Genomic DNA, 26,440 nt, shown 5'->3' on the forward strand with positions numbered 1-26,440 from the left:
CTCAGTCGCTGGCGCGCAGTATACGCGCAGGGCGTACTGAAAGCGGGCGCAGGGCAAAGACCATCCCCGCGCCTAAGGTAACGCCAACACCGGCGATGACGATCCCAAGCGCGGATGGCCAGATGACCGCGAACTCTGTGTCGAATATATAAGTAGCCACGGCCCAACCGCCCAGAATTCCGGTCAGCAAAGCAACGCAACCTGCGGCTGCTCCCAAAAGGATTGCCCGCAGGGCAAAGCTGCGCAATATGCGCCCACGGTTGGCACCCAGAGTCTTGAGGATCGCTGCCTCGTACCTACGCGCCGGTTCGCCCGCTGCCGCCGCACCGATCAACACTAAAAACCCGGTCAACAGAGAAACCCCTGCGCCATATGACGTGGCTGCTGCAAGCCCTGCCAGCAGGCCTGATACCCGGTCGATGGCGTCTCTGACCCGGACTGCCGTGATGTTGGGGAATTGACTGGCCAAATCACGCAGAATGGCGGCCTCGGCCTGTTCTTCGGCATAGACGGTAGCGATGAAGCTATGCGGGGCACCAGCCAAGGCAGAGGGGTTCATCGACATGACAAAACCCATTCCTGCAGTGGAGAAATCAACTTCGCGCAGCGATGTGAGTTCAGCTGTGATATCGCGGCCCAGGATATTAACGGTCAACTCATCGCCCAGTTTCAGGCCCATCTCGTCGGCCTCTTCTGCGGCAAAGCTGACTTGCGCTGGGCCGCTGTAGTCCTCTGGCCACCAAACCCCGTCAGTCACGCGGGCATTCCGTGGGGGGCGGGCAGAGTAGGTTACGCCTCGGTCGCCGTCCAGAACCCAGTGATCGCCTGCAATCTCGCGCGCGGGTCGGCCATTGATTTTGGTAATGATCCCACGCAGCATCGGAGCGCTTTCTACCCGACTGACGGCAGGGTCGGTGTCGAGACGTTCGCTGAACCCGGGCATCTGATCCTTCTGGATATCGACGAAGAAATACGAGGGTGCGACCTCGGGCAAGTTGCCCGAAATCGCATTGCGTAGCGTGCCGTCGATCTGCCCCACCGCCGCAAGGACCGAAAGGCCGAGCCCAAGGGACAGGACCACCGATGCTGCGCCTTCGCGTGGGTCAGAGATGGCGGACAACGCCCACCGCAGGGCTGGACGCCCTCTGGCCCAAGGAGCGCCCGCGCGGGCCAATTTGCGAATGGCAATGGCAGAAAGGGTCAGCAAAGTGAGCGCCCCCGCCAGACCTGCGCTTGTCCAGAGGGTCAACCGGGTTGAACCGCTGAACCAAGCGGCGGCTCCGATCAGTACGGCCAGGCCAATTGCAGTCGCAATTACATAGATCAAGCGCGGGAAGCTGCTTGCCGAAGTCAGCGCATCCCGGAACAATGTTGCCGCACGCACCTCCTCGGTTCTGGCCAGAGGCCAAAGCGTAAACAGGAACGCGGTTAGCACACCATAAAGTGCGGCCTCGAACAGGGGCTGCGGATATAGCGAGAATACAGCAGGGATCGGCAGTTGGGTTTCGATAACCGGTGCCAGCAGCATTGGAAGCGCCGCGCCCAGGGTCAAACCCATGACGATACCAACGCCTGAAAGAACGGCGATCTGGATCATGTATGTCTGAAAGATTGTGGCCCGATCAGCGCCCAAAGTCCGCAATGTCGCAATGGTTTCCGTTTTCTGGGACAGATAGGCGCGCACGGCAGCCGATACGCCGATCCCCCCAACCGCCAATCCGGACAGACCAACCAGCACCAGAAACGCGCTGAGGCGCCCTACAAACTCGGATATCCCGGGCGCACCATTGCGGGCATCAGTCCAGCGCATGCCGGTTCCCTCGAAGGCCTGCCTGGCCTGCTGCGACAGCGCCTCCAACTCGGCGGTTTGCGGCAAGTTCATCCTGTATTTGGTGGAAAACAAAGTACCCGGAGCCAGCAGGCCCGATGATTGCAAATCCTCGGTTCGAACCAACGTGCGCGGTCCCAGCGAGAACCCATCTGCCGCACCATCCGGTTCGTGTTCCAGCGAGGCCATCAAAACGAACCTCTGCGTGCCGAGATCAAATTGGTCCCCAATCGCAAGGTTCAGGCGGTCAATCAGGGACGGAGCCATCACGGCGCCGGGCAGCCCATTGGCGCCCGCCAAGGCCTCGGGCAAAGAAACTGCGGGTTCCAGAGCCACCGATCCCAACAGCGGATAGGCCCCGTCCACGGCCTTCACCTGAGTTAACGCCCGTTGCGCGCCTGCGCCATCACCCGTGACGGCCATGGACCTGAAATCGACGACCTCCGACACTGCTTGCGCGGTGTCCGCCATCCAGTCACGTTCCTCATCGTTTGCAAAGCGATAGGTGAACTCCAACTGGGCATCGCCGCCTAAGAGCGACGCGCCCTCTTGTTGCAATCCGGTCTGAATGGCTTGGCGCACCATGCCAACCGCAGCAATTGCTGCAACACCCAAAGCCAGGCAGGCCAGAAACACCCGAAACCCGCGCAACCCACCGCGCAGTTCGCGCCGGGCCAGGCGACCGGCCAGACGCAGGCTCATTCGGCGGCCTCACGCTGGGATTCCTCGGCGATACGCCCATCGCGCAAGCGCACAACGCGGTCGCATTTCTGAGCCAGCGTATGGCTGTGCGTGACCAGAACCAGAGTTGCCCCGTGACGGTCCCGCAGTCCGAATAACAGATCAATGATTGCTGAACCGTTGGTTTCATCCAGATTTCCCGTTGGTTCATCTGCCAGTAATATATGCGGGCGCGGGGCCGAAGCGCGGGCCAGCGCCACACGCTGTTGCTCGCCGCCGGACAACTGCGCCGGGTAGTGATCGATACGATGTGAAAGGCCCACGGCCTCCAACTCGGCCGCGGCGCGCTGGAATGCATCTTTGTGTCCCGCGAGTTCTAACGGGGTCGCCACGTTCTCAAGCGCGGTCATCGTCGGAATCAAGTGGAAATTCTGAAACACTACGCCCATGGCATCTCTTCTGAACCGTGCCAGTGCATCCTCGCTCATTTTCGTCAAATCTTGGCCCAATGCGGTAACGCGTCCACCGGTTGCCTGTTCTAAGCCGCCCATTAGCATCAGTAGCGAAGACTTTCCGGAACCAGAGGGACCGATCAGCCCCAGAGTTTCACCCTTGCTCACAGTCAAGGTGATGTCGTGCAGGATATCCACTCTTCCGGCATTGCCATCCAGCGATAATGCGGCATCTTGGAGGGTGAGAACGGGTGTCGTCATCGATCAGGCCATCAAGAGGGGTACAGTCCATTGGGATATGGCGCGATACAGAAGCTGCGCAAGGGTTTGATGTCAGGCGTGTTCATCTGTTGCGGATTTGCCGCGACGGCTGAGCCGGTGGTGATTGCGGCGCTCGGAGATTCCCTGACACAAGGATATGGACTTCCGCAACAAGACGGGTTTGTGCCCCAACTGCAACGCTGGTTGCAGGAGGAAGGGGCGGATATTCAGCTTATCAACGCCGGTGTTTCCGGGGATACGACCGCAGGAGGAGCCTCCCGCGTTGATTGGACTCTGACGCCAGAGGTCGATGGCATGATTGTAGCCCTCGGCGGCAATGATCTGTTACGCGGTATCGATCCGGATGTGTCGCGCGCCAATCTTGAGGCAATCCTGAACACCGCTGACGCTGCGAATGTCAAAGTTCTGCTGATCGGCATGCAAGCCCCCGGGAACTATGGGACGGATTACAAGCAAAGTTTCGATGCCATGTATCCGGAACTGGCGCAGCAGTATGGCGCGATCTATGCGGAAAGCTTCTTTGACGGGATCGCGACCGAGGGCGATCCTGCAGTCGCGCGCCAGTTCATGCAATCTGATGGCATCCATCCAAATGCCCAAGGCGTTGCGCTGATCGTTGACGCGCTAGGACCTTTTGTACTGGCTTTAGCGGAGCGTGCTACCGATTAGGAGGGTCCTATGCCAGGCCGGTTTTTTCTCACACGACCAATTGGCGAGATAGCTAAGTTCCTGAACGTGAAAGATAACGTAAGGCCTCAACCCCCGCGCAGAAACATTCAACCGGGTCAGGAGGTGACGGTATTGACCGGTGAAGGCTTGAAGATGATGCGTTGGGGGATGATCCCGGTCGGCAGGGTCAATGCGCGCGGACGTCCGGTGATGGAGACCATTATCAACGCTCGCTCTGAAACGGTTTTTGACAAAAGCGCATTCGAAGGTGTTGGGCGCGCAGTTATACCAGTTGATGGCTGGTACGAGTGGACCGGAGAGAAACGGCGCAAAACTGCATGGCGTATCGCAGCGAAGGATGGCATACCGCTGTTATTTGCTGCAATTACGGATAGTTGGGAGGCCCCTGGTGGGCAGCGTGTGGATCAGGTCGCCTCAGTCACCTGCGAGCCAAATGCCGATGTAAAGCCGATCCACCACCGTATGGGTGTGTTGCTGGGGTCGCAGGATGTGGATTGCTGGTTACATGGATCCGAAGAAGCGGCGCAGAAGCTGATGCGCCCATGGCCAGAAGGTCGCCTGAGGATTGAAAAAGCCGACGATGTGGATTGGTCGGCGGCTTAGACCACGGTCACCACGGTTCCAATCGGCACCCGGTTGTACAGATCGATTACATGCTCATTCAGCATCCGTATGCAGCCGTTCGAGGCCGCGCGACCGATGGTTTGCGGTTGTGTGGTGCCATGGATGCGGAAATAGGTGTCGACTCCGTTTTGGAACAGATACAAAGCGCGCGCGCCCAGTGGATTATCGCTCCCTCCGGGTTGGACATAGTCGTTGTCCTTGAACCGACCATAGGCCACCGGGTCGCGTTCGATCATCTCATCGGTCGGTCGCCAGGTGGGCCATTCCTTCTTTACGTCGATAGTTGCGGTTCCTGTAAACTCCAGTCCGGCTTTGCCGACGCCGCAGCCATAGCGGATCGCTTTGCGGGGTTCGGTTATGTAATAAAGGTAGAAGGAACGGGGAACGACCAGCAGCTGACCGGGTAGGAATTGCTTTTTGACCCGCACGAATTGTGGCGTGGGATCATACTCGACCGCTTTCTTGGCGCTGACAACGCCCGGAAGCAGGCTGACGGCAGTACCGGCCAGAAATACGCGGCGTGTGAACATGGTGACATCCCTCAAATGACCAAAGAAATCATAACGCTAGTTTTGAAATGATAGCGGATTTGGTCAATCACCGGGGAGGAATAACCCGATTGTGATGTATTCCCTATGCCACACACGGGGCGCGGGCATAGCGGAGAGGGCGGGAAAAATCCCGCCCTTTGAATGGCTTAGGCCAGTTCGATATTGTCGGCGCTTTCGCGGCCGTCACGACCAGCGCGCAGCTCGTACGTGACCTTCTGGTTGTCGGCCAGACCGGTGAGGCCCGAACGCTCGACAGCCGAGATGTGTACGAAGATGTCTTTGCCGCCATCTTCGGGTGCGATAAAGCCATAGCCTTTGGTGGTGTTGAACCATTTTACGGTGCCTGCGGGCATATCCGTTGTCTCCTGTTTAGTGCTGCCCACGTGGATGCGGCAGCCCGGCGTCGTTGTCTGTATCGATAGACTGAGCGCCGTAGAAGGAGACTGCAGGTCGAAATAGAAAAACGTAAGCCTCTTGGATATGGCATCGGTCAGACGGTGTGGCAAGGGCGGATTGTATGGATTGTACAAGGGTTTGAGGCGGAATCGTCCGTCTTGTACAAAAATCCGCCGATGGTTCTGGTTATTAGTTAGCAGAGCTTTGATAAGGTCCGGTTATTTATCTGGCGCGTCGGAGTGGCATTCAGAATCCGTTAACCCTCGTCATGATCAAGTTACAGCATGAGCGATTATCGACGCGTCCGCATTCCCGGGGCCAAGTATTTTTTCACCGTGTCTTTGGCCGACCGGTCGTCGGATTTGCTGGTGCGAGAGGTGGCGCATTTGCGGGCCGCCTTTGCAGTGACCCAGAGGGAGCGGCCGTTCTGGTGCGATGCGCTTGTGGTGTTGCCGGATCATTTGCACGCGGTGTGGACCTTGCCGCCGGGGGATGCGGATTATTCGACACGGTGGGGTGCGATTAAGGCGCGGTTTACGCGTGGGGTGAAGGCGTCGGGAGTGGTGGAGTGGAACCCCACCTTACGCACAGATTCGAAAATTGCGAAAGGGGATGCCGGGATTTGGCAGCGCCGGTTTTGGGAGCATGCAATTCGGGATGAAACGGATTATCGCAATCATATGGCATATTGTCGGGGGAATCCGGTGAAGCACGGGTTGGTCGAGCGCCCCACCGATTGGCCGTATTCGTCAATCCATCGCGATATTCGTGCAGGTCGGGTTGATCCGGAGTGGAGCGGTGTGGTCACCGATGGCACGTTCGGAGAGCCGTAGGTTGGGGTCTTACCCCATCATTTGAGAGGTTGGAGTTTGCAAGTGGTTTGGTGCGCGGGAACAGATCGTGCGAGTTTTCGGGTATGATCGTTGAGTGCGTGATGGGGTGAAACCCCATCCTACGCTTGCTTCGGCGTTACGTATTTGTCGTGGTTGGCAATCAGAGAAACAAGTTGGGTGGTTGTGCCTAGAAGATCTTGAGCTTCATCAATGGTATAAAACTTGTCGGGGTGAGCTACAGGATTTCTAAAACCGCTTCTGAAATTGTCCAGAGTTCCGCTCAAGGCATCGTCAAGTGCTTTGCGCTCTGATAGCGCTTTTACCATTGGGCCCCACATTGGTTTGCTCAATCTTTTTTGTTTGATAACAGAGAAATACAAATGCTTTAGGCAACATTCTGAACCGCGCATCAAGTGATAAGCAGCAGCTGTTCCGCGTCCAAGTACTATGCACATGCCGGCTTCTTGGAAGTCTTTCTGTGCGTTTTCCGGCAATCGACCAAAGGTTTCTCTGCCAAATATTCCAGAGATATCTTCGAACAAAAGGTCGGTATTGTATCTTCTTTCATCAGGGAAGAACGCGGATAATTCTTCTGCTTCGGCAAGTATAACTCTTTGTAGAACATTGATCTCCTCAAATCGTGCCTTGCCGTCGGGAGCCTCTAAGTTCGAACCATCTTTATATTTGTTGTCAAATTCCGCCTTCATTTCTTTGAGTTTTTTTGACGCATTGTTTGAAACTTTGAGATTTAGTTCTTCGATGTAACTAAATACTCGTTCCAAATTTTGTTGGATATATCCCTCTCCGATGTAGGGCAAACTATCCTCTGCATTGCTTCGAACGAAAAGCAATACTGCGCCAAAATGGATGTATTTTCTTAGATTGTTTTTTCCAATCAAATCACCGCGCAAACTTCTTGTGCTTCAACCGCTTGGGCTCCAGCGCGTCCGGTCCCAGACGGCGTTTTTTGTCCTCTTCGTAGTCCTCGAAGTTGCCCTCGAACCACTCCACATGGGCATCGCCCTCGAAGGCCAGAATATGCGTGCAAATCCGGTCAAGGAAGAAGCGGTCGTGGGAGATCACCACGGCGCAGCCGGCGAAATCGACCAGCGCGTCTTCCAGTGCGCGCAGGGTTTCAACGTCCAGGTCGTTGGTTGGTTCGTCGAGCAGCAGGACGTTGCCGCCCTCTTTCAGCAGGCGGGCCATGTGGACACGGTTGCGCTCACCACCCGACAGTAGAGAGACCTTCTTCTGCTGGTCGCCACCCTTGAAGTTAAACGACGAGCAATAGGCGCGGGAATTGACCTGCGCGTCGCCCAGTTGGATGATCTCGGCGCCGCCGGTGATCGCCTCCCACACGGTGTCGTTGTCTTTCAGGTCGTCGCGGGACTGGTCGACATAGGACAGCTCGACCGTGTCGCCCAGCGTGATGGTGCCGCTGTCGGGCTGTTCCTGACCGGTGAGCATCTTGAACAGGGTCGATTTACCGGCACCGTTGGGGCCGATGACGCCGACGATGCCGCCGGGTGGCAGGGCAAAGTCCAGCCCTTCGATCAGTTGCTTGTCGCCCATGTGTTTCGACAGGCCCTCGACCTCGATCACCTTGCCGCCAAGGCGCTGGCCGTTGGGGATGACGATCTGGGCACGGGTCAGCTTTTCGCGTTCGGACTGTTCGGCCAGCTCATTATAAGCGTTAATCCGGGCTTTGGATTTGGCCTGACGGGCTTTCTGGCCCTGACGCATCCATTCCAGTTCGCGTTGCAGGGTCTTCTGCTTGGACTTGTCTTCGCGGGCTTCCTGCTCCAGCCGTTTGGCTTTTTGTTCCAGCCATGCGGAATAGTTCCCCTCGTACGGAATGCCGCGACCGCGGTCGAGTTCGAGGATCCAGCCGGTGATGTCGTCCAGGAAATACCGGTCGTGGGTGACGATGAGGATGGTGCCCTTGTAGTCGATCAAGTGCTGTTGCAGCCAGGCGATGGTCTCGGCGTCGAGGTGGTTGGTTGGTTCGTCGAGCAGAAGCATATCGGGCGCTTCGAGCAGCAGCTTGCAGAGCGCCACGCGGCGTTTCTCACCGCCCGAGAGGTTGGCAATGTTGGTATCGTCCGGCGGGCAGCGCAGCGCCTCCATCGAGACGTCGATCTGGCTGTCGAGGTCCCACAGGTTCTCGGCGTCGATCGCGTCCTGCAGGGTGGTCATTTCCTCCATCAGCTCGTCCGTATAGTTCTCGGCGATCTCCATGGCAATCTCGTTGAACCGGTCGACCTTGGCCTTTTTCGCGGCCACGCCCAGCATGACGTTCTCGCGGACGGTCAGCGATTCATCCAGTTGCGGCTCCTGCGGCAGATAGCCGACCTTGGCGCCCTCGGCCGCCCATGCCTCACCGGTGAAGTCGGTGTCGAGGCCGGCCATGATCTTCATCAGCGTCGATTTACCCGCGCCGTTGACACCGACAACACCGATTTTCACACCGGGCAGAAAGCTCAAGTGGATGTTTTCAAAGCACTTCTTGCCACCGGGATAGGTCTTGGAGACACCCTGCATGTGGTAGACATATTGATAGGCGGCCATGTCGCGTCCTCTGGGTCGGGGAAATCAAGTTGGAACGCTGGATATCCGAGGCGAGCGGGCGGGGCAAGCTGGTGGTTTTGTGAATTTTCTGTGGTCGTTTGATCCGGTAGAACCAACACGACAAGGAGTGGTGGGGTTTTGGCAGAACTTGCGGAACTGATTGCCGGTTGGGCGCAACCGGGCCGGGTGACATGGATCGGTTTACGTCCCGGCCGCAGAGCGGAAATGGATGGGCGCAACGATGTTTGGGTCTCAGCCGATGGGCTCGACGGCGACCGCAGCCGGGCGGGCAAGCGGGCGGTGACTTTGATCCAGCAGGAACATCTGGCGGCGATTGGCTCTTATCTGGGGCAGGGATCGGTTATGCCTGAGATCCTGCGGCGCAATCTGGTGGTTTCTGGGATCAATCTGGCGGCGCTTAAGGGGCGTGAGGTGCAAGTGGGAGAGGCCATTTTACGCTTTACCGTGATCTGCGCTCCATGCAGTCGGATGGAGGAGGCGTTGGGCAAAGGCGGCCATTCTGCTGTGCGGGGGCATGGGGGTTGGTGTGCCGAAGTAGTGCAGCCGGGGCAAGTCAGGCTTGGCGATGTGGTGCAGCCGATTGATTGACAACACCTCTCAGTTCTGAACATCAGCAGAGGATGGAACGCAGTACCATTCCATATGCGGGGGCCGGGCAGGTCGTGGGGTTGTTCGGAGGGTCATTTGATCCTCCGCATCAAGGTCATGTGCATGTGACGCGTGAAGCGATGAAGGCGTTTGGGCTGGATCGGGTGTGGTGGCTGGTGTCTCCGGGCAATCCGCTGAAGGAACGCGGGCCTGCGCCCTTGGCGCAACGGGTCGCGGCGGCGCGCGATGTGATGCGGCATCCTCGGGTTGAGGTCACGGATATAGAAGCACTGACGGGTACGCGGGCGACGGCGGATACGTTGGCAGCGCTCAGGCGGCTTTATCCGGGTGTCCGATTCGTCTGGCTGATGGGCGCGGATAATCTGGCGCAGTTTCATCGCTGGAAGGACTGGCGGCTGATCATGGACAGTATCCCGGTGGGCGTGGTGGCACGGCGGGGGGATCGGATTTCGGCCCGGATGTCCCCGGCGGCGCGGCTTTATGCCAAGTACCGCATTGATGGACAGGCGCGGCATTTGCTGGGGCGTGCGGACGCGCCAGCATGGTGTTTCGTGAACGTGCCGATGGTTGATTTGAGTTCAACTGATCTTCGCAATCGCGGCATCTGGGGCGATGGGGTGTTGCCGGAATGACTCCTCTCGGCGCATAATCTTAATCAAGTGATTGTCTGCATTTAAGCTCTGGGATTCTAATAGACCCATGGTCGATCGAATTTCGCGTCGTTTGTTTCTGGGTGGATTAGGGGCGTCTCTGGTTCCGGGCGCAGGTCTGGCCGAGGCGCCTTTGGTGTCTCTGCGCCCTGTGCTGCGTGGCCCGCAGCCCAGCGGGGCCGAGCGACTGGTTCAGGCAGCGGGGCTGAAGGGCGAGGTTGTTTTCGCCGTGGCCGACGTGGAAACCGGAACGCCGCTGGAGGTGTTCGGCGAGGGCCAAAGCCTACCACCAGCCAGCGTCGCCAAGGCGCTGACCGCGCTTTATGCGCTGGATGTGCTGGGTCCGGAGTATCGGTTCGAAACGCGCTTGATCGCGGATGGACCGGTCGAAAATGGCATTCTGAAAGGCGACCTGATCCTTGCGGGTGGCGGTGATCCGCTGCTGGATACAGACGCGCTGGCCACAATGGCAGCCAATCTGCGCAAGGCCGGGATCACCGAGGTGAAGGGCGCGTTCAAAGTCTTTGATGGTGCGCTGCCCTACGTCTTCAGCATTGATCCGGGGCAGCCGGATCATCTGGGCTATAGCCCGTCGATCAGCGGGATTTCCCTGAATTTCAACCGTGTGCATTTCGAGTGGAAACGCGAAGGATCTGGCTATGGCGTGACCATGGATGCGCGCAGCGCGAATTATACGCCTTCGGTAGAGATGGCATCGATGCGAGTCGAGAGCCGCAGCCTGCCGATTTACACCTATCAGCCAAGCGCGCGACAGGATCGCTGGACCGTGGCCAAAGGCGCGCTAGGCAATGGCGGGGCACGCTGGCTGCCGGTGCGCAAGCCTGCGCTTTATGCCGGAGATGTGTTCCGCACTTTGGCACGCGTGAACGGGATCGTGCTGGGCCGGGTGCAGGTGACGCGGCAAGCACCGCAAGGGACCGAACTGGTGGTGCATCAGAGCGATCCGTTGGAAAGCATCCTGAAGGGGATGCTGAGATATTCGACCAATATAACCGCCGAAATGGTGGGTTTGGCGGCCACCAAGGCGCGCGGGGTTGCGCCGCAGAGCCTTGAGGAGTCAGCCGCAGAAATGAACTTATGGGCGGCAGAGCGTTTTGGCGCGGATGGGATCGCGATGGTCGATCATTCCGGACTTAGCGGTTCCTCACGTATGGCCCCCGCCGGTCTGGTCAATACGCTGGTGGCGGCGGGGCAATCAGAGGAGCTGCGGCCGTTGCTTCGGTCCTTCACGCTGGCCGACAAAAATGGGCAGCCGGTCAAGGATCATCCGATCAAGGTCGACGCAAAAACGGGTACTTTGAACTTCGTCTCGGGTCTTGGCGGTTACATGACAACGGCAGATGGAGTGGATCTGGCCTTTGCGATCTTCACAGCCGACACCGCGCACCGCGCCACGATCCCGCGTGCGTCGCGCGAGCGCCCGGACGGCGCGCGGGCTTGGAACCGGCGGTCTCGCAAATTGCAACGCAATCTGATTGAGCGTTGGGGTACGCTCTACGGTAGCTAGGTTGTATGCCGCGCCCGTGCCCCGCGTTCGATAGCGGCAGCGTGCAGGCGGTCGATGCTGAGTTCGTACCGGATTTCTTCCAGCAGACGCAGTTCGGTTTCGGCCAGAGTGCCGTCAGCGGCGGCCACATCACAGGCCAGCGCGTAGGCGGTTTCGTTCAGGCGTTCGGGCAGGTTGTCACGGATCAGTCCGAACAGGGCATCCAGCCCGTCCACCTGCTCAAACAGATCAAACACGATCTGCGAGACGCGGCGGGTTCGGTCGATATCGTAACCCGCGAACACCGGCAGCATGTTGACCGCGCCTTCGATCTTGACCAGCTCTGCGGTTCGGATGTTCTCGTCCGAGGCGGAAATCGCCACCATGATCGCCACAAGGCAATCCTGCGGGGACATCGGATGTGGGGTTTGCTCGGTCATGGTGTCGTCCTGAATGAAACGTTTGTTGCCGCACGATAGGAGCGGGTGCGGGGAGGTTCAACTGGTAGTTTTGGGGTGCAATGAATGCGATCAATGAAGGTGGGTGATTTCGGCTTTGATGTAAACGTCCGTTGAAAACTCAATCTGACATCGGCGTTTCATTATGCGGACCAATAGTTATGGTGCAAAAGAGGTGAGATCGGCTCGTACTCTTGGATTAAATCTATGCCAGCAGTCCAATGAACTCACCACACAAAGTTATTTTGTTTTTGGAGAACAAATTGACCAATCATATAACTCTTAGAGATGGCAGAACGCTTGCATTCAGCACTTACGGCGACCCAGATGGAACTCCAGTGATTTTCAGCCATGGGTTTTCCGACTCTCACGTAATTCGTCATCCTGACGACAGTCTGACCGCTTCGCTCGGCGTACACTGGATTTCCGCCGACGAACCGGGTGTTGGAGGGTCGAGCCCGAAGAAGGATCGGAGAATGATGGATTGGGGCGCTGATATGGAGGATCTGGCGGATCAACTTGGCCTCGATACATTCAATGTAGCGGGCCATTCCGGAGGCGGCCCCCACGCTTTGGCTATAGCATTTCACATGCCTGAACGTGTGCGTAAAGTTGCGCTCGCTTCTCCTGTGGCACCATTCGATGAGCCCGGTGTCACCAAGATGCTGGTACTGAAGGATCTGAAAACCATCGCAAAATTGCGCCACCTGAGCTTACTGATCCGATGGGCAGAGCGTATTGGCGCTAATAGTGCTTTGAAAGACATCCCTTCATATGTGGAGTCTGTCGTTGACCAAATGCCCAATGAAGCCAAAACAATGCTCCGCAATCCAGAGCAGCAAGCCTTGTTCGAAGAGAACTTTCGTCTTGGTTATCTGCAATACGAGGAAGGAGTTTTCGAAATGACGATGGCCCTTTGGGACTGGGGCTTTTCGCCAGGTGACATCCAGCAACCGGTGGAAATGTATTATGGTACGGCGGACGACATTATCTCGCCGGATATGCCGCGACACCTTTGCTCCGAACTTCGCGACTGCACAGCGCATGAGTGGTCGGGTGCGGGGCATTATGGGTTTGTAGATCGCGAGCGGTGGACCGAATTTGTCGGCGCGGTCGCTAGTTTGTCTTAGCAAGTCAAAGGCGGCAATCCAACGTTGCGGACATTCGTAATTCAGAGCAGATATTGATGGCATGGTATTCATGCTCATAGAGGCATGAAAATCACCACCCTTTATTGACTCATACTGCACCTGCACAATAACAGGGGCCGGTCCGGGCGCATGGGGTGTCTGGCACGTTTCCCGATGGAGTATCCAAATGTCTGACCTGCGTGAAACCGCGATGACGTCCAAGGCGTGGCCGTTTGAAGAGGCGCGGCGGTTGCTCAAACGGTATAAGCAGGGCGCTCCGGAGAAGGGATATGTGCTGTTTGAGACGGGCTATGGCCCCTCAGGTCTGCCGCATATCGGCACCTTTGGTGAGGTCGCGAGGACCACGATGGTCAAGCGCGCGTTTGAGGCGCTGTCGGATATCCCGACCAAGCTGATCTGTTTCTCGGACGATCTGGATGGGATGCGGAAAGTGCCCAGCAATGTGCCGAACCCCGAGGCGCTGCAGGATTATCTGCAATGTCCGCTGACCTCGGTGCCGGACCCGTTTGGTGAATATGACAGCTTTGGTGAGCATAACAATGCGATGCTGCGCCGGTTCCTCGATACTTTCGGGTTCGAGTATGAGTTCTATTCGGCGCGCGAGTTTTACCGCTCGGGCCAGTTCGACGAGATCCTGAAGCGCGCCGTTGAGAAGTATGACGACGTGATGGCCATCATGCTGAAAAGCCTGCGCGAAGAACGTCAGCAGACCTACTCGATCTTCCTGCCGATCCATCCCGAGACCGGGCGGGTTCTGTATGTGCCGATGAAGAAGGTTTGCGCCGATACCTACACTGTCACCTTCGATGACGAGGATGGCAAGGAATGGACGCTGCCCGTGACTGGCGGCAATGTGAAGCTGCAGTGGAAGCCTGATTTTGGCGCGCGCTGGGCCGCTTTGGGCGTTGATTTCGAGATGTATGGCAAGGAACATGCCACTAACGAAAAGATCTATGACGCGATCTGCCGGGCCTTGGGCGGTCGTGCGCCGGAACATTTCAGCTATGAACTGTTTCTGGATGAGAACGGCCAGAAGATTTCGAAGTCGTCGGGCAATGGTGTTTCGATCGATGAATGGCTGACCTATGCGCCCACCGAGTCGCTGGCCTATTTCATGTATCAAAAGCCCAAGACCGCGAAGCGGATGCATTTCGATGTGATCCCAAAGGCGTATGATGAATATCATCAACAGTTGCGGGCCTATCCGGGACAGGACCTGAAGGCGCAGCTGAACAATCCGGTGTGGCATATCCACGGTGGGAATGTGCCCGTATCCACGCTTATGGTTCCTTTTGCGATGCTGTTGAACCTAGCGTCTGTTTCGGGGGCCGAAGACAAAGAGGCGCTGTGGGGCTTTATCCGCCGCTATGCGCCTGAAGCCACTGCCGAGACGCACCCCGATTTGGATCAAGCGGCGGGCTTTGCGGTGCGGTATTTCAACGATTTTGTCAAACCGACGCGCAAGCACCGCGCGCCGACAGAGCAAGAGCACGAGGCGCTGGAGGCGTTGAAGGCGGCGTTGGAAGCCTATGATGGCCCGATGGAAGACGAGGCACTGCAATCGGTGGTCTATTCCATCGGGCGCGAGCGGTTTGATCCGATGCGCGGCTGGTTCACGGCGCTTTATGAGGTGCTGCTGGGGGCGTCGCAGGGTCCTCGGTTCGGTGGGTTCATCGCGCTTTATGGCGTACCGGAGACGATAGCTCTGATCGACAAGGCGCTGGCCGGAGAACTGGTCTGATTTGACCTGATCCCGTGTGGGGCTACTCTTGATTCAGGAGGTGGCCCCATGCGTCGACTATTGCTTGCCCTATCCCTGAGTGCCGGACTGGCATCCGGAGCTTTTGCTCAGAGTGACGAGATCGAGGCCAATATCTCGGCCCAGATACAGGCGTTCAAGGCGGATGACTTTGCCACCGCGTTCACTTTTGCCAGCCCGAATATCCAGCGCATGTTTGGCGACCCGGATAATTTCGGGGTCATGGTTCGGCGCGGTTATCCGATGGTCTGGCGGCCAGCGGAGGTGCGGTTTCTGGAACTGCGCGAGGTCGCCGGGAACCTGTGGCAGAAGGTCATGATCACCGATGGCGAGGGTCGCGTGCATTTGCTGGATTACCAGATGATCCAGCAAGAGGGCCTTTGGAAGATCAATGGCGTGCAGTTGCTGGGTAATTCTGACCCGGCGGCCTGAGGCAACACCACCGTCACGGTGGTAAGAGCCGCGATTAATCCCTTTTCGATACTCAGACCCATGCGCTTGGGCTCAGGGCCCGGGCGGTATCGGGTTTTGGCGCGCGTGCTTGGCGCGATTGGGAAGGGGATTTTACATGAACAAGGCAATCACCGACGGCATCGTGTTCATGCCGCCCGCCTATGCGGCTGGTCTTGGGGTCTGGTCCAGCGGCGACGGCACGCCGGGCTCTCCGACCTATGAGGGGTCGGGCACGGGTGTGTTTGTTCCTGCGGATGCGGATTTTGCAGGCTGTCTGGAGATTTACAAGACGGCAGAACCGCAGCGGCTGCGGTATATGGGGCAGACGCCCTTGTTGCCGGGCTGCTATCTGCAGATCAAGGCGCGGGTGAAGGCGATCAGTGGGCCATTGCCCGAGGTGCGGATCGCGGGCTGGGCCGGTGGTGCCGGAGATGCGCATGTGGACGGGTTGGTCGAGCAGGGCTCGGCGGTGCAGCTGACCGGCTATGGCACCGTCCATGAGGTAACGGCCATCGTGGGCACGGGGCTGCGCCCCGGTGTGGATATGCCGTGGGGCAATGCGGCGCTTTACGGTCACTTTGGTCTGGATATCGAAGGCACCAACGGCGCGGTGGTGCGGGTGGATGATATCGAGATCGCGGATGTGACCTCGGTCTTCCTGCGCGACATGATCGGTTTGGTCGATGTGCGTGATTTTGGGGCGGTCGGGGATGGTGTCACCGATGACTCGGCAGCGTTTGAGGCAGCGGATCAGGCGGCGAACGGTCGCAAGGTTTACGTGCCGCAGGGTGAGTTCCGGCTGGAAGAGAACACCAATATGGCGTCCGAGATCTCGTTCGACGGAACTGTCACGATGCCGATCGACAAGATGCTGCTGCTGACCAAGAATTTCGATCTGCCCACCTATATCACCGCCTTCGGCGATGAAATGCTGGCGTTCAAGAAGGCGTTTCAGGCGCTGCTGAACAGCTCGGACCATGAATCGCTGGATCTGGGCGGGCGCAAGATCGCGGTGACCGAGCCCATCGATATGGCAGCGGCTGTGCCGAACCGGACGGGCTATGCCACCCGTCGCGTGGTGCGCAACGGGCAGTTTGACGTCAAAAGCAGCTCGACCTGGGATACCGAGACCTTCACCTCGATCGCGACCTACAGCCCGTCTGATCCTGATACGCTGACCAACGTGGCCAATGTGGCGAATATACCGGTGGGTTCGCTGGTCACCGGCAGCGGGGTCGGGCGTGAGGTTTATGTGCGGTCGAAAAACGAAAGCACCGGTGAAATCACGCTGAGTGCGCCGACTTATGATGCCGCAGGGACGCAGACCTTCACCTTCACATCGTTCAAGTACCTGCTAGATTTCAGCGGTTTCAGTGCGCTGCAGAAGTTCAACATGGAAGGGATCGAGTTCCAGTGTAACGGTCGGTGCAGCGCGATCCGGTTGTCTCCGGGCGGGAACACTTTTGTACTGAAAGACTGTTTCATCAGTCGCCCGAAGGACCGGGGTATCACATCAATCGGGCGCGGATGTCAGGGGATGCTGATCGATGGCTGTCAGTTCCTATCGACCGAGGAAAGTCTGGACGTGCCGGACCGAAGCTCAATCGCGCTGAACGCCAATGCCAACGACGTCAAGCTGCGCCACAACCGGGCCACGCGGTTCCATCATTTCGCGGTGCTGAGCGGCGACAACAATCTGGTGCTGGGCAACCACTTCTTCCAGGGCGACAACGTCGCGAACGGGGTGCGCAACGCCGGGTTGGTGATCATCGGCGGCTATAACAGTTCGTCCATCGCCGAGAACTATGTCGATAACTGTTTTATCGAATGGACCAACGAGCACGATGCCAACCCGGATTATTTCACCAGCTTCTCGTTCAGCGCGCTGAGCATCACGGATAACATCTTTTATGCCAGCGATGTTGCCCCCTGGTTCAGCTATCTGGTGATCCGCCCCCATGGCACGGGGCATTTCTTGAACGGGCTGACCGTCACCGGCAACAAGTTCCGCGTCAACAACGTGCGGATCGACCGAGTGGACCGGGTCGATACCAGTTTTGCCGATCTTGATCCGGAAAGGCACAAGAGGGTGTGTTTCGAGAACAATACGTTCCACGGCATCGATACGCCTTGCGCCAATCCATTGCGGCTGCAGCACACGCAAAGCTCACCGTCATCAGCCTGGACCGTCAGTTCGCAGGGCCAATTGCCGTTCGGGGGCAGGGCGCGCGGGTGTGATGCGGTTGTTGCCCTGGGAAGCCTCAGGACATCGTTGAATGCGGTGCGCTATACCGCGCCATATGTCGAGTTGCGACAGGGATCGGGCCAGAGCGATATCCGCCTGCGCTGGTCCGAAAGCTTGCGTGGTGCGGTTTCGACCATTCTGCGGATTGATACCTGATTGATGTGGTGGGCCGCCTGAATGTAGGCGGCCCATCTTTAATAGCTGCGCCACAATCCAAATTTGATCCCGATGTTATCATCAGCCGAATTGCGCTCGGCACCCAGAATCCAGGTGAGTCTGCCCGTCTTTGGGCGATACATCAGCGAAGGTCGCACCCTCCAGTACCATGGTCGGTCCGAAACATAAGAAGTTTCGATCTGCAGGAGCGGGTCAAACCGTCGACCCGAGGACAGACCGGCCGTGAAATCCAATTTGCGGATCACTGCCTCATGGGTGCGGTTTTCGAGCGCTGCGTCGACATTGATCCATCCGCCTCCCAATCCGGTTTGAGTGCTTTTGCCGTAGGAAAGTGTTGCTTTGTACATTGCCCAACTACTGTACTGGCGATGGTGCGCGCCAACGCCGAACTCGGCCGCCAGACGCCCTGCTGACCCCATGTCTGCAACCGGCACGCGTGCAAAGACCAGCGCGTGCCCATACAAATCCTGATGCTCCTCGGCATCCAGTCCGATCGTGAGTTTCGGCCGCAATCCCCACTCGGTATAAAGCGAGGATTTGTACTTGTAGACGTCTTCCTCTTTGAAAGCGGTCACAGATAACGCGGTGAAGCTTGACCCCTTCTCGCGGAGCCACGCACCGGACCATGCCGGAGTGCACACCATGAAAAGCAGCGGAATGACGAGAACCAGACGAGCCATGGGGGCAGCATCGGCAGACATGGTTAACGGATGGTTAGTTTCTTGTTCATCTTCGAGAAAGATTTTTTGATCCAAAAACATTGTCTATGTGCAGGAAAAGGGTGGCGTTTTCAAAAGCTGTGCTAGGCTCGGGTCAGCTATAAAGGAGGAGCCTTATGCCGCAGATTTCCAAAACCAACAGCTATCAGACTGTCATCACCACCTTCGAGATGACCCCCGGAACCTGCCAGGACCTTCTTGAGGCGCTGACCGATGCTTATGCCGAGTTCATTTCGAAACAGCCGGGTTTCATTTCAGCCGGATTGCATGTGAATGATGCCCAGACGCGGATTGCCAATTATTCACAATGGGAGCGCCGCGAGGATTTCCTGGCGATGTTGCGCACACCGGAGATGCGAGAGCGGAATCGCAGGGTTAACGAGCTGTGCAAGAGCTTTGAACCAGTGATGTACGACGTCGCCGAGACATTCGGTGAGACCTGATCTGAGTCAATGCACGGCCGCCACCGGTCGCGCAGTATAGCGGCACAACTACGGAGGCGCGAGCCATGTATCATAACATTCTTGTTCCCATTTCCTTTGATGCCGAACGGGACAGCTCGGCAGCGTTGAAGCTGGCAGAACTACTGTCGACGCCCGAGGCTGCGGTTACGCTGCTGCATGTGGTAGAGCACATTCCGGATTATGCGATCTCGTACATGCCTGCCGAGTATCTGTCCGAAGCCCGCAAGGCCATTCAGACCGAGCTTGATGCTCTGGCGGCGCGCGTCCCGAATGCGAAGGGGCTGGTGGTTGAAGGCCATTCCGGGCGAACGATTCTGGACTGGGCCGAAGTGAATAAGCCCGACCTGATCATCCTGGCTTCGCACCGCCCGGGGATGCAGGACCTGTTGTTGGGTTCAACCGCGACCCATGTGGTGCGCCACGCCAAATGTGCCGTGCATGTGGTGCGATAAGGTCGAGCTTTTTCCAAGCCGACCCCGATTGCGGCCATGGCTTTGCCACATACCGCGTGTAAGACCTATGGCATGACAACCGGGAAACAAACGAAAGACACCGATCCGAACCCTCGTCTTACACGGCGGCAACGGCGGGCAGACGCGTTGCGCAGGCAGGCTCTGTCCCCGGTGCGTATTCTACTGATGGTGCTGGCCTTGCCCTTAACCACAGGAATGATCGCAATCGGTGTCTACCTGCGCGTTTCAGACTACGAACGTCATGAAGCGGTGATCCATCTGGTGGCGCTGGCTGGGTGTGATGCGGTGGAGATGCTGGGTTTCGGGCCTTTTCGCGAAGGAAGGCCCGGATATCATAAGCGCAATGACCCCGATGGCGATGGTGTCGCCTGTGGCTCGTTTGCCTTGCAGAAACCACGCAATGTCGCGATGCCGGGAGATATCCAAGCCAATCCCCGGAATCTTCAGACCCCGAAACAGCGCACTGTCGGAACGGCAAAGTTTTTGAAGCCTTGAATCGGTGGGGGGCGAAATCTTGAAAAGATTTCGGGGCGCTTTCTTTTCAAGAAAGCGTTGCGTGGCTCAGGTGAGCCAACGCACGGGTGCGCGGTTGCAGAAGATTACGATCTGGCCCGAGTTTTCCGCCACTTGATAACCGCGACGATTGATTTCGGCCATAAAACGCTCCATCCCGGCAAAGCGCTCTATATCGCGCGCCTTGCGACGGATTACGCCACCTTGCTGCACCGCCTTGGAGGCGAATAGATCACGGAGCCAAACCTCAGGCGAGAGGGGAGAATTACAGTTATACATCACCTATGATTTGGCGCAGCTAGGTTAATGCCGGGTAAAGAAAGTTGCGCCCGCAAAGCGGGTCTTGCCTTGTCCTGACCAGAGCGCCACAGTCGCCGCGATGACTCGTGATGAATTCAATGCCTTTTGCTCGGACCTCAAAGCCACCAGCCATGTCGTGCAGTGGGGCAACGCAGATGTCTGGAAAGTAAGCGGCAAAGTCTTTGCCATCTGTGGTTGGAACGACGGAAAGGATGCGTTTACCTTCAAGGCTACCGATCTAGCCTTTGAGGTCCTCGGAGATGAGCCAGGTATCCGCCCAGCGCCTTATCTGGCATCGCGAGGTATGAAATGGCTGCAGGTTTACGATGAACGTGGCATGAGCGACGCGTCGCTGCGAGATCATATTGTAATCTCATACGATCTGGTCGTAGCTAAGCTGACCAGAAAGGCGCGGGCAGAGCTGGGCCTTTAAGGCGGTCAGTCTTTCATGGCGTGCAGCAGCTCAAGCAGTTTTTTCCGGTCATCATCGTCGGCATAGTCTCCGCTGGCCAGCCGTTCGGCGATGCTCAGGCGCAGACGGTCATGTTGTGTGCGAACCTCTTCGCCCGCCGTTTCAGCGAGGGTCTTCATGATCACTGCCACCGCCTGCTGCCGTTTGGTGGTGGGATTGGCGATGTAGTCCACAAGGCTTTGCTGTCCGGAATCAAGGATGTTTTCGGCCAGATCACGCAGTTGATCCCCATTTGGAAGCAACGGCGTAGGGGCATCTTGCGGTGGCAGAATCTCAGGCGGGTTGCGCGGGGTTTCCGCTAGCGCATTGGTGCCGTCAACAAAGGCTTCGGTGATCATCCGCGTGATCCTGATCGCGCGCGGATCTTTAAACAAAGTCGAGGCAATAGCTACGCCGTAGTCGGTATAGACCCACGGATTGACCCGTCGGCCACCGCGGCCTTCGGGTTTTGAGATCACATTCTGTGATTGCAAATCCGCGACCTCAGCGTCGGAAAGCTGAAAGCGGTAGCCTTCGAACAGATCCTTATTGCGCGAGACGGCCTGATTGAAGGCGCTGACGGATTTTCCGTAAAACTGCGCCAGATCTTCTGCCAGAACCACGCGTACACCGCGCACCCGATGAATGGCGTTTTGGACCTCTTGAGGGCTGGGCAGGTTTTCCGGGTTCGTCATCATATCCGTTTGGAATCACAATTTGTGATTTCAAACGTGACGCAGGGCGCGCTGGGCTGCAAGTTTGAACTGCAGGTAGGTTCAATGTCTCTTGCCGAGAGGTCTGCCAGATTCGGCCAATACCCTGATGGAAATAACCTTTTTGAAAGAACAAGCTTGCCCCCTATCAAGTTGACAATCCTAATGGATTGACTGATACAAGCGGAACAAGACCGGGCCGTTAGCTCAGCTGGATTAGAGCAGGGAACTTCTAATTCTCAGGTCGGGGGTTCGAGTCCTCCACGGCTCGCCATTTTTTCAGATGTTTTTCGAAACGGGGCAAGGGTACGGCCCTTATATCTGAATTCAAAGCGGTCGGTCAGACTGCACCAAGCGGGTGCTTTCAGCTTTTCCCTCAGTGTTTTGGGCTGAACGTAAGGTCCAACCGCATAAACGCGCTGTTTGGATCGGCGTCATAGCCGTAGATCGGACCGCAATAGGAATATCCCAATGTTTCATATAGCTTGCGTGCTGCGTCATATTCCGAGAGATGATTTGCGCCAGTTTCCAGGACAAGTGCGGAAACGCCCTCGGCTCGGGCCAGATCGGCAAGATGGTTCATGATCACACGCGCCAATCCTCGGCCGCGCGCAGCAGCAACCACGTGCACCGATTTAACTTCGGCAGTGCCATCCGGCAGCGCCTTAAGCGCACCACAACCCAAGGGCTTACCCGCCTCATAAATAGCCCAAAAGCGAATGCCCGGCTCGCGCAGGGCATCAATGTCCAGCGTATGATTTGAGGTTTGCGGTGTCGCGTCCCAGCTATGGGCGAGATGCGCTTGAATGATCGGGCGCAGATCCTTGGCGCCGGGGTCTGCTTGGCGGATGTCGATCATTCACAGGGCCTTGTCAGTGGGTCCAGGGAGCGCGCCGGTCAGTGGCGAAATTCTCACCATAGCCGCGCGCCCGCAGGTTCGGCTTGCGCTCGTGCGGCTCGCATACCTGCGCGTCGATGCCGTTGTCTTTGGCATAGTCCAGCGCCTCTTCCTTGGTATCGAACTTCAGACGCACCTGCGTTTGGGTGTCATTGGACGAGGTCCAGCCCATCAGCGGATCGACCTCACGCGCAGAAGCCGGGGCGTATTCCAGAACCCATTTGCGGGTTTTGGCCATCCCCGAGGTCATCGCGTTTCGCGAAGGCTGGTAAATCCGTGCGCGCATGTCGCCTCTCCGTACTCACTTGGCTGAAGCTGTTTATGCGTCAGAGCGCGCGCCGGGACAAGATGACAATTGTCGCGGGTCGCATGGACTGCCTAATGACAGGTATTGTCATTAGTTCGGGGTAGAAAGCGCGCAGACATAAAAGGACAGCAGGATGCTTCACCAAGAACGCCACCTCGACATCAACGCCCGACCCAATGAGATTTGGGCTATCCTCCGCCGCTTTATGCATATCGATGAGTTTACCCCGCAGGTGACATCGGTTGATGCTTTGACTGCCGGATCGGATGGTGTTGGGTCACAGCGCCGGTGTCACTTCGCGAACGGCACATCATTGGTCGAAGAGGTGACGGATTGGCAGGTTGACCGCGGCTACACCGTACGGTTGTCGCAGATGGCGATGCCTCTGCGCGAAGCACAGGCGGCGATTGCCATCACACCGCTGTCCGACACGCGCAGCCGTGTTATCTGGAGTATGGATTTTCGTATGAAATATGGACCGTTGGGCTGGTTAATGGGACAAACCCTGTTGAAGATGATGATGGGTTGCGTACAGGCCGAGAACCTGTCGGCCTTGGCGGCGAAGGTTCAAACGCACCCCGACGCCCAACCCCGGACCGCTTAGCTGAAAATGAATCCAGATCAGCCCTTGCAGATGGACAAAATAAGAACAAATGTAGGGGCCTGACCCGGAGCCCGCCCATGCCTTATGCCCATTCCGACAAGACTCAACTGACCGCAGACGACGTGCGCGCGCGTCTGAAACTGGAGGGCGGCAAGCAGTTCGTCATGCACACCGAGTTCGCCCCGGCTGGCGACCAGCCGACGGCGATCAAAGAGCTGGCAGGCGGTGTGAATGATGGTGAGCGAGATCAGGTCCTGCTGGGTGCGACCGGGACGGGCAAGACCTTCACCATGGCCAAGGTGATTGAAGAAACGCAGCGGCCTGCGATCATCCTGGCGCCAAATAAGACGCTGGCAGCGCAGCTGTACGGGGAATTCAAGGGCTTCTTCCCAGAGAACTCGGTCGAGTATTTCGTTTCCTATTACGACTATTACCAGCCAGAAGCCTATGTGCCGCGGTCGGACACGTACATCGAAAAAGAATCGCAGATCAACGAACAGATCGACCGGATGCGCCACTCGGCCACGCGGGCGCTGCTGGAACGCGATGACGTGATCATCGTCGCCTCGGTCTCGTGCATCTACGGTATCGGTTCGGTCGAGACCTATGGAGCGATGACACAGGATCTGAAGGTGGGTCATGAGTATGACCAGAGGCAGGTGATGGCTGATCTGGTTGCCCAACAGTACCGCCGCAACGATCAGGCTTTCCAGCGCGGGTCCTTCCGGGTGCGTGGCGATTCCCTGGAAATCTGGCCGGCCCACCTTGAGGACCGTGCTTGGAAATTCTCGTTCTTCGGCGAGGAACTGGAAACCATCACCGAGTTCGACCCGCTGACCGGTGAACGTGCCGCGACGATGGAACAGGTGCGCGTCTATGCGAACTCGCACTACGTGACGCCGAAGCCGACGATGAACCAAGCGATCATTGGGATCAAAAAGGAACTCCGCATCCGGCTGGATCAACTGGTCGGAGAGGGCAAGCTGCTGGAAGCTCAAAGGCTGGAACAGCGTACGAACTTCGATCTGGAAATGCTCGAGGCCACCGGCGTCTGCAACGGGATCGAGAACTACTCGCGCTACCTCACGGGCCGTGCGCCGGGCGAACCGCCGCCAACCCTGTTCGAATTCATTCCGGACAACGCGATTGTCTTCGCCGACGAGTCCCATGTCAGTGTCCCGCAGATCGGCGGCATGTACCGTGGCGACTATCGGCGCAAGTTCACGCTGGCCGAACACGGGTTCCGCCTGCCGTCCTGCATGGACAATCGACCTTTGAAGTTCGAGGAATGGGACGCAATGCGCCCGCAATCCGTCTTTGTCTCGGCCACCCCGGCGAAGTGGGAGATCGAACAGACCGGCGGTGTCTTCACCGAACAGGTCATCCGCCCCACCGGCCTCTTGGACCCCGAGGTCGAAATCCGCCCGGTGTCGATGCAGGTGGACGACCTGCTGGACGAGGTGCGCAAGGTGGCCGCCAACGGATTCCGCACGCTGGTGACAACGCTGACCAAACGCATGGCCGAGGACCTGACCGAATACCTGCACGAACAGGGCATCAAAGTGCGCTACATGCACTCGGACATCGACACGCTGGAACGCATCGAAATCCTGCGCGATTTGCGGCTTGGGGCCTTCGACGTTCTGGTCGGCATCAACCTGCTGCGCGAAGGGCTCGACATCCCAGAATGCGGGCTGGTCGCCATTCTGGACGCGGATAAAGAGGGTTTCCTGCGCTCGGAAACCTCACTGATCCAGACCATCGGCCGCGCCGCGCGCAACGCCGATGGGCGGGTGATCATGTATGCCGACAAGATCACCGGCTCGATGGAGCGCGCCTTGGGCGAAACCAACCGCCGCCGCGCCAAACAGCTCGCCTATAACGAAGAACACGGCATCACGCCTGAGACCGTGAAGAAAAACGTCGAGGACGTTCTGGCCGGTCTCTACGAAGGCGATGTCGACATGAACCGGGTCACCGCCACCATCGACAAACCGATGCATGGTGCGAATTTGGAAGCGCACTTGGACGGGCTGCGCGACCAGATGCGCAAGGCCGCCGAGAATCTTGAATTCGAAGAGGCCGCCAACATCCGGGATGAGATCAAACGTCTGGAAGCGGTCGATCTGGCCGTCGCCGACGACCCTATGGCGCGCCAATGGGCGGTCGAGAAAGCCTCGGAAGACGCCGTGAAATCGCGCGGGAGGTCAACGGCGGGCAGGCCAGGTCAGCGGGGCGGGAATGTGAAGCGAAGAAGGAAAAGCTAATTGGAACAAAGTGATAGTCAGCTAAATATTAACCAAGAGCGAAAGGAAGATGCACCGTCAACGATTTGGAAAACGCCACTAGGTAGAGCCATTTTTGGATTCTATTGTGAGACACGCGACAACAGTTATTTCGTTAATGACGACTACATCCAAGCATTATGCAATGTTCAAAATCGAGCAGAGGCAAACTACGGCAAAACGATAGTTTATGCATTTGTTGTAAGCATACTCTCAATTGCAACGGCAAACGACGCTATAGGTGATGCAGGGTATTTTGGACTGAATTTCAATCAAATACCCTATCTGACGGAGTTTTGCTCATTGTCGTTGAGCGTTTTTGCCGTCTTGATTGTGTTTCAAGCGCTCGACATTTTCACAATGACTCGCATGCGAATCGAACTGTTCTCTCTTACTACCTCTGAACACCCGAACATGCGGATGTTGCACCTAAAAGGGAACAACGCTTGGATTGACGCCCTTATCCCAAAAAGAGTGGGCTACCAAAGCCATTGGCTTCACCGCGTCGCTCAAGCAATTGGCTTAAGCCTTTCACTCGTTCTTCCAGTTTCAACAATATTACTCGTCTTTGCTGCCCAAGCCATTTGCGTTGCTTCTGTACTGCCAATCAATGAATTTGATCTATCAGATGGGATAGTTTGGGCGGGTATCTTAATTTCTGTGAGCAGCATCACGATGTTGTTTCTTACAGCTTTGATTCCGCTAAAATTCACATTTCAGAATGTCCCTCGACCAATTCAGGATGAGACAAACCAATTTTAGCAAGCGTAGGATGGGT

29 protein-coding genes and 1 tRNA gene are annotated in these 26,440 nt (G+C 57.4%); 18 read left to right on the forward strand and 12 right to left on the reverse strand.

All coding sequences use genetic code 11. From position 1 onward, the window contains the following. Position 1: 1 nt before the first annotated feature. Together ACRZ96_RS12885 and ACRZ96_RS12890 are read right to left on the reverse strand one after the other, a co-directional pair. On the reverse strand, positions 2–2,530 hold the full coding sequence (locus ACRZ96_RS12885) for an ABC transporter permease (protein WP_480814702.1): 2,529 nt from the start codon (positions 2,528–2,530) through the stop codon (positions 2–4). Further along, on the reverse strand, positions 2,527–3,222 hold the full coding sequence (locus ACRZ96_RS12890) for an ATP-binding cassette domain-containing protein (protein ID WP_170395925.1): 696 nt from the start codon (positions 3,220–3,222) through the stop codon (positions 2,527–2,529). Before ACRZ96_RS12890 ends, ACRZ96_RS12885 begins: the two co-directional genes overlap by 4 nt. Before the next feature lie 69 nt (positions 3,223–3,291). Between ACRZ96_RS12890 and ACRZ96_RS12895 the strand changes: the two genes are divergently transcribed. Together ACRZ96_RS12895 and ACRZ96_RS12900 are read left to right on the forward strand one after the other, a co-directional pair. Next, on the forward strand, positions 3,292–3,912 hold the full coding sequence (locus ACRZ96_RS12895; RefSeq protein WP_480814703.1) for an arylesterase: 621 nt from the start codon (positions 3,292–3,294) through the stop codon (positions 3,910–3,912). A 9-nt stretch (positions 3,913–3,921) separates the two neighbouring features. Further along, on the forward strand, positions 3,922–4,536 hold the full coding sequence (locus ACRZ96_RS12900; RefSeq protein ID WP_480814704.1) for an SOS response-associated peptidase: 615 nt from the start codon (positions 3,922–3,924) through the stop codon (positions 4,534–4,536). Here the strand turns inward: ACRZ96_RS12900 and ACRZ96_RS12905 are convergent. Together ACRZ96_RS12905 and ACRZ96_RS12910 are read right to left on the reverse strand one after the other, a co-directional pair. Beyond that, positions 4,533–5,087: a L,D-transpeptidase gene (locus ACRZ96_RS12905; RefSeq protein WP_170395928.1), complete on the reverse strand. Its 555-nt coding sequence runs from the start codon at positions 5,085–5,087 to the stop codon at positions 4,533–4,535. The genes ACRZ96_RS12900 and ACRZ96_RS12905 overlap by 4 nt on opposite strands. A 167-nt stretch (positions 5,088–5,254) precedes the next feature. Beyond that, positions 5,255–5,461 (reverse strand): cold-shock protein, encoded by a 207-nt coding sequence (locus ACRZ96_RS12910; RefSeq protein ID WP_010442474.1) that lies wholly within the window; start codon positions 5,459–5,461, stop codon positions 5,255–5,257. Between the two features lie 327 nt (positions 5,462–5,788). On the opposite strand from ACRZ96_RS12910, the gene ACRZ96_RS12915 reads away from it, so the two are divergent. Beyond that, the gene (locus ACRZ96_RS12915; protein WP_480707172.1) at positions 5,789–6,337 is read left to right on the forward strand and encodes an REP-associated tyrosine transposase; all 549 of its coding nucleotides are present in this window, start codon (positions 5,789–5,791) and stop codon (positions 6,335–6,337) included. A gap of 119 nt (positions 6,338–6,456) precedes the next feature. Here ACRZ96_RS12915 and ACRZ96_RS12920 read toward each other — a convergent pair whose 3' ends face one another. Both ACRZ96_RS12920 and ettA read right to left on the reverse strand, forming a co-directional pair. After that, complete coding sequence (locus ACRZ96_RS12920; RefSeq protein ID WP_480814705.1) at positions 6,457–7,248, reverse strand: hypothetical protein; 792 nt, start codon at positions 7,246–7,248, stop codon at positions 6,457–6,459. Beyond that, a complete protein-coding gene (gene ettA / locus ACRZ96_RS12925; RefSeq protein WP_480707176.1) occupies positions 7,238–8,905 on the reverse strand; it encodes an energy-dependent translational throttle protein EttA in 1,668 nt (555 codons plus the stop codon). Before ettA ends, ACRZ96_RS12920 begins: the two co-directional genes overlap by 11 nt. Positions 8,906–9,043: 138 nt before the next feature. Between ettA and ACRZ96_RS12930 the strand changes: the two genes are divergently transcribed. The 3 genes from ACRZ96_RS12930 to dacB all read left to right on the forward strand — a co-directional run bounded on the left by ACRZ96_RS12930 (position 9,044) and on the right by dacB (position 11,713). Continuing rightward, positions 9,044–9,514 carry an MOSC domain-containing protein gene (locus ACRZ96_RS12930; RefSeq protein ID WP_480814706.1) on the forward strand — a complete coding sequence of 157 codons (471 nt, stop codon included), beginning with the start codon at positions 9,044–9,046 and terminating at the stop codon, positions 9,512–9,514. A 32-nt stretch (positions 9,515–9,546) separates the two neighbouring features. Next, on the forward strand, positions 9,547–10,167 hold the full coding sequence (locus tag ACRZ96_RS12935; RefSeq protein ID WP_480814707.1) for a nicotinate-nucleotide adenylyltransferase: 621 nt from the start codon (positions 9,547–9,549) through the stop codon (positions 10,165–10,167). 67 nt (positions 10,168–10,234) lie between these two features. Continuing rightward, the gene (gene dacB / locus ACRZ96_RS12940; protein ID WP_480814708.1) at positions 10,235–11,713 is read left to right on the forward strand and encodes a D-alanyl-D-alanine carboxypeptidase/D-alanyl-D-alanine endopeptidase; all 1,479 of its coding nucleotides are present in this window, start codon (positions 10,235–10,237) and stop codon (positions 11,711–11,713) included. Here the strand turns inward: dacB and ACRZ96_RS12945 are convergent. Further along, a complete protein-coding gene (locus ACRZ96_RS12945) occupies positions 11,710–12,132 on the reverse strand; it encodes a tellurite resistance TerB family protein (protein ID WP_170395941.1) in 423 nt (140 codons plus the stop codon). The two genes, dacB and ACRZ96_RS12945, sit on opposite strands and share 4 nt — an antisense overlap. A 239-nt stretch (positions 12,133–12,371) precedes the next feature. Between ACRZ96_RS12945 and ACRZ96_RS12950 the strand changes: the two genes are divergently transcribed. The 4 genes from ACRZ96_RS12950 to ACRZ96_RS12965 all read left to right on the forward strand — a co-directional run bounded on the left by ACRZ96_RS12950 (position 12,372) and on the right by ACRZ96_RS12965 (position 17,914). Further along, entirely contained in the window at positions 12,372–13,280 is a 909-nt protein-coding gene (locus tag ACRZ96_RS12950) for an alpha/beta fold hydrolase (protein ID WP_480814709.1), read from the forward strand. Positions 13,281–13,467: 187 nt separating this feature from the next. Continuing rightward, positions 13,468–15,042 carry a lysine--tRNA ligase gene (locus ACRZ96_RS12955; protein WP_480814710.1) on the forward strand — a complete coding sequence of 525 codons (1,575 nt, stop codon included), beginning with the start codon at positions 13,468–13,470 and terminating at the stop codon, positions 15,040–15,042. A gap of 48 nt (positions 15,043–15,090) precedes the next feature. Next, positions 15,091–15,492 carry a DUF4864 domain-containing protein gene (locus ACRZ96_RS12960; RefSeq protein ID WP_480707186.1) on the forward strand — a complete coding sequence of 134 codons (402 nt, stop codon included), beginning with the start codon at positions 15,091–15,093 and terminating at the stop codon, positions 15,490–15,492. 136 nt (positions 15,493–15,628) lie between these two features. Continuing rightward, positions 15,629–17,914, forward strand: a complete 2,286-nt coding sequence (locus ACRZ96_RS12965) for a glycosyl hydrolase family 28-related protein (protein ID WP_480772036.1) — start codon at positions 15,629–15,631, stop codon at positions 17,912–17,914. A gap of 38 nt (positions 17,915–17,952) precedes the next feature. On the opposite strand, the gene ACRZ96_RS12970 is transcribed toward ACRZ96_RS12965, so the two are convergent. Beyond that, positions 17,953–18,636 (reverse strand): hypothetical protein, encoded by a 684-nt coding sequence (locus ACRZ96_RS12970; RefSeq protein WP_480814711.1) that lies wholly within the window; start codon positions 18,634–18,636, stop codon positions 17,953–17,955. A 134-nt stretch (positions 18,637–18,770) separates the two neighbouring features. Here ACRZ96_RS12970 and ACRZ96_RS12975 point away from each other — a divergent pair, with 134 nt between their 5' ends. The 3 genes from ACRZ96_RS12975 (at position 18,771) to ACRZ96_RS12985 (ending at position 20,086) form a co-directional block, all read left to right on the forward strand. Continuing rightward, complete coding sequence (locus ACRZ96_RS12975; protein WP_170395957.1) at positions 18,771–19,097, forward strand: antibiotic biosynthesis monooxygenase family protein; 327 nt, start codon at positions 18,771–18,773, stop codon at positions 19,095–19,097. A gap of 65 nt (positions 19,098–19,162) precedes the next feature. Next, on the forward strand, positions 19,163–19,570 hold the full coding sequence (locus ACRZ96_RS12980; RefSeq protein WP_170395959.1) for a universal stress protein: 408 nt from the start codon (positions 19,163–19,165) through the stop codon (positions 19,568–19,570). 36 nt (positions 19,571–19,606) lie between these two features. Further along, positions 19,607–20,086 carry an excalibur calcium-binding domain-containing protein gene (locus ACRZ96_RS12985; RefSeq protein WP_480537247.1) on the forward strand — a complete coding sequence of 160 codons (480 nt, stop codon included), beginning with the start codon at positions 19,607–19,609 and terminating at the stop codon, positions 20,084–20,086. Between the two features lie 66 nt (positions 20,087–20,152). On the opposite strand, the gene ACRZ96_RS12990 is transcribed toward ACRZ96_RS12985, so the two are convergent. Continuing rightward, entirely contained in the window at positions 20,153–20,383 is a 231-nt protein-coding gene (locus tag ACRZ96_RS12990; protein ID WP_480791442.1) for an aspartate aminotransferase, read from the reverse strand. Positions 20,384–20,483: 100 nt separating this feature from the next. On the opposite strand from ACRZ96_RS12990, the gene ACRZ96_RS12995 reads away from it, so the two are divergent. Further along, complete coding sequence (locus tag ACRZ96_RS12995) at positions 20,484–20,837, forward strand: MmcQ/YjbR family DNA-binding protein (RefSeq protein ID WP_170514068.1); 354 nt, start codon at positions 20,484–20,486, stop codon at positions 20,835–20,837. Positions 20,838–20,842: 5 nt separating this feature from the next. Here the strand turns inward: ACRZ96_RS12995 and ACRZ96_RS13000 are convergent, their stop codons facing one another. Further along, entirely contained in the window at positions 20,843–21,550 is a 708-nt protein-coding gene (locus ACRZ96_RS13000; protein ID WP_170408459.1) for an ORF6N domain-containing protein, read from the reverse strand. 214 nt (positions 21,551–21,764) lie between these two features. On the opposite strand from ACRZ96_RS13000, the gene ACRZ96_RS13005 reads away from it, so the two are divergent. Beyond that, positions 21,765–21,842: transfer RNA gene (locus tag ACRZ96_RS13005), tRNA-Arg, on the forward strand. A gap of 102 nt (positions 21,843–21,944) precedes the next feature. Here the strand turns inward: ACRZ96_RS13005 and ACRZ96_RS13010 are convergent. Next, positions 21,945–22,427 carry a GNAT family N-acetyltransferase gene (locus ACRZ96_RS13010; RefSeq protein ID WP_480707191.1) on the reverse strand — a complete coding sequence of 161 codons (483 nt, stop codon included), beginning with the start codon at positions 22,425–22,427 and terminating at the stop codon, positions 21,945–21,947. Positions 22,428–22,440: 13 nt separating this feature from the next. Beyond that, complete coding sequence (locus tag ACRZ96_RS13015) at positions 22,441–22,752, reverse strand: ETC complex I subunit (RefSeq protein WP_480707192.1); 312 nt, start codon at positions 22,750–22,752, stop codon at positions 22,441–22,443. Positions 22,753–22,906: 154 nt separating this feature from the next. Here ACRZ96_RS13015 and ACRZ96_RS13020 point away from each other — a divergent pair, with 154 nt between their 5' ends. The 3 genes from ACRZ96_RS13020 (at position 22,907) to ACRZ96_RS13030 (ending at position 26,424) form a co-directional block, all read left to right on the forward strand. After that, on the forward strand, positions 22,907–23,377 hold the full coding sequence (locus tag ACRZ96_RS13020) for an SRPBCC family protein (RefSeq protein ID WP_480707194.1): 471 nt from the start codon (positions 22,907–22,909) through the stop codon (positions 23,375–23,377). Between the two features lie 77 nt (positions 23,378–23,454). Continuing rightward, the gene (uvrB, locus tag ACRZ96_RS13025) at positions 23,455–25,644 is read left to right on the forward strand and encodes an excinuclease ABC subunit UvrB (protein WP_480814712.1); all 2,190 of its coding nucleotides are present in this window, start codon (positions 23,455–23,457) and stop codon (positions 25,642–25,644) included. Beyond that, positions 25,645–26,424, forward strand: coding sequence for a hypothetical protein (locus ACRZ96_RS13030; protein ID WP_170597328.1), 780 nt, complete (start codon positions 25,645–25,647; stop codon positions 26,422–26,424). The last annotated feature ends 16 nt before the right edge of the window (positions 26,425–26,440 follow it).

The organism is Ruegeria sp. CF1, assembly GCF_056537445.1.

Excerpts from the sequence above, each read along its gene's own strand:
- ACRZ96_RS12985 (WP_480537247.1), top strand. The coding sequence starts at position 19,607 with ATGGCTTTGCCACATACCGCGTGTAAGACCTATGGCATGACAACCGGG.
- ACRZ96_RS12955 (WP_480814710.1), top strand. The coding sequence starts at position 13,468 with ATGTCTGACCTGCGTGAAACCGCGATGACGTCCAAGGCGTGGCCGTTT.
- ACRZ96_RS12900 (WP_480814704.1), top strand. The coding sequence starts at position 3,922 with ATGCCAGGCCGGTTTTTTCTCACACGACCAATTGGCGAGATAGCTAAG.
- ACRZ96_RS12910 (WP_010442474.1), bottom strand. The coding sequence starts at position 5,461 with ATGCCCGCAGGCACCGTAAAATGGTTCAACACCACCAAAGGCTATGGC.
- ACRZ96_RS12935 (WP_480814707.1), top strand. The coding sequence starts at position 9,547 with ATGGAACGCAGTACCATTCCATATGCGGGGGCCGGGCAGGTCGTGGGG.
- uvrB (WP_480814712.1), top strand. The coding sequence starts at position 23,455 with ATGCCTTATGCCCATTCCGACAAGACTCAACTGACCGCAGACGACGTG.
- ACRZ96_RS13000 (WP_170408459.1), bottom strand. The coding sequence starts at position 21,550 with ATGACGAACCCGGAAAACCTGCCCAGCCCTCAAGAGGTCCAAAACGCC.
- ACRZ96_RS12885 (WP_480814702.1), bottom strand. The coding sequence starts at position 2,530 with ATGAGCCTGCGTCTGGCCGGTCGCCTGGCCCGGCGCGAACTGCGCGGT.
- ACRZ96_RS12970 (WP_480814711.1), bottom strand. The coding sequence starts at position 18,636 with ATGTCTGCCGATGCTGCCCCCATGGCTCGTCTGGTTCTCGTCATTCCG.
- ACRZ96_RS12890 (WP_170395925.1), bottom strand. The coding sequence starts at position 3,222 with ATGACGACACCCGTTCTCACCCTCCAAGATGCCGCATTATCGCTGGAT.
- ACRZ96_RS12990 (WP_480791442.1), bottom strand. The coding sequence starts at position 20,383 with ATGTATAACTGTAATTCTCCCCTCTCGCCTGAGGTTTGGCTCCGTGAT.
- dacB (WP_480814708.1), top strand. The coding sequence starts at position 10,235 with ATGGTCGATCGAATTTCGCGTCGTTTGTTTCTGGGTGGATTAGGGGCG.
- ACRZ96_RS12975 (WP_170395957.1), top strand. The coding sequence starts at position 18,771 with ATGCCGCAGATTTCCAAAACCAACAGCTATCAGACTGTCATCACCACC.
- ACRZ96_RS12960 (WP_480707186.1), top strand. The coding sequence starts at position 15,091 with ATGCGTCGACTATTGCTTGCCCTATCCCTGAGTGCCGGACTGGCATCC.
- ACRZ96_RS13015 (WP_480707192.1), bottom strand. The coding sequence starts at position 22,752 with ATGCGCGCACGGATTTACCAGCCTTCGCGAAACGCGATGACCTCGGGG.
- ACRZ96_RS13020 (WP_480707194.1), top strand. The coding sequence starts at position 22,907 with ATGCTTCACCAAGAACGCCACCTCGACATCAACGCCCGACCCAATGAG.
- ACRZ96_RS12980 (WP_170395959.1), top strand. The coding sequence starts at position 19,163 with ATGTATCATAACATTCTTGTTCCCATTTCCTTTGATGCCGAACGGGAC.
- ACRZ96_RS12965 (WP_480772036.1), top strand. The coding sequence starts at position 15,629 with ATGAACAAGGCAATCACCGACGGCATCGTGTTCATGCCGCCCGCCTAT.
- ACRZ96_RS13010 (WP_480707191.1), bottom strand. The coding sequence starts at position 22,427 with ATGATCGACATCCGCCAAGCAGACCCCGGCGCCAAGGATCTGCGCCCG.
- ACRZ96_RS12915 (WP_480707172.1), top strand. The coding sequence starts at position 5,789 with ATGAGCGATTATCGACGCGTCCGCATTCCCGGGGCCAAGTATTTTTTC.
- ACRZ96_RS12995 (WP_170514068.1), top strand. The coding sequence starts at position 20,484 with ATGACTCGTGATGAATTCAATGCCTTTTGCTCGGACCTCAAAGCCACC.
- ACRZ96_RS12905 (WP_170395928.1), bottom strand. The coding sequence starts at position 5,087 with ATGTTCACACGCCGCGTATTTCTGGCCGGTACTGCCGTCAGCCTGCTT.
- ACRZ96_RS12950 (WP_480814709.1), top strand. The coding sequence starts at position 12,372 with ATGAACTCACCACACAAAGTTATTTTGTTTTTGGAGAACAAATTGACC.
- ACRZ96_RS12945 (WP_170395941.1), bottom strand. The coding sequence starts at position 12,132 with ATGACCGAGCAAACCCCACATCCGATGTCCCCGCAGGATTGCCTTGTG.
- ACRZ96_RS12895 (WP_480814703.1), top strand. The coding sequence starts at position 3,292 with ATGTCAGGCGTGTTCATCTGTTGCGGATTTGCCGCGACGGCTGAGCCG.
- ettA (WP_480707176.1), bottom strand. The coding sequence starts at position 8,905 with ATGGCCGCCTATCAATATGTCTACCACATGCAGGGTGTCTCCAAGACC.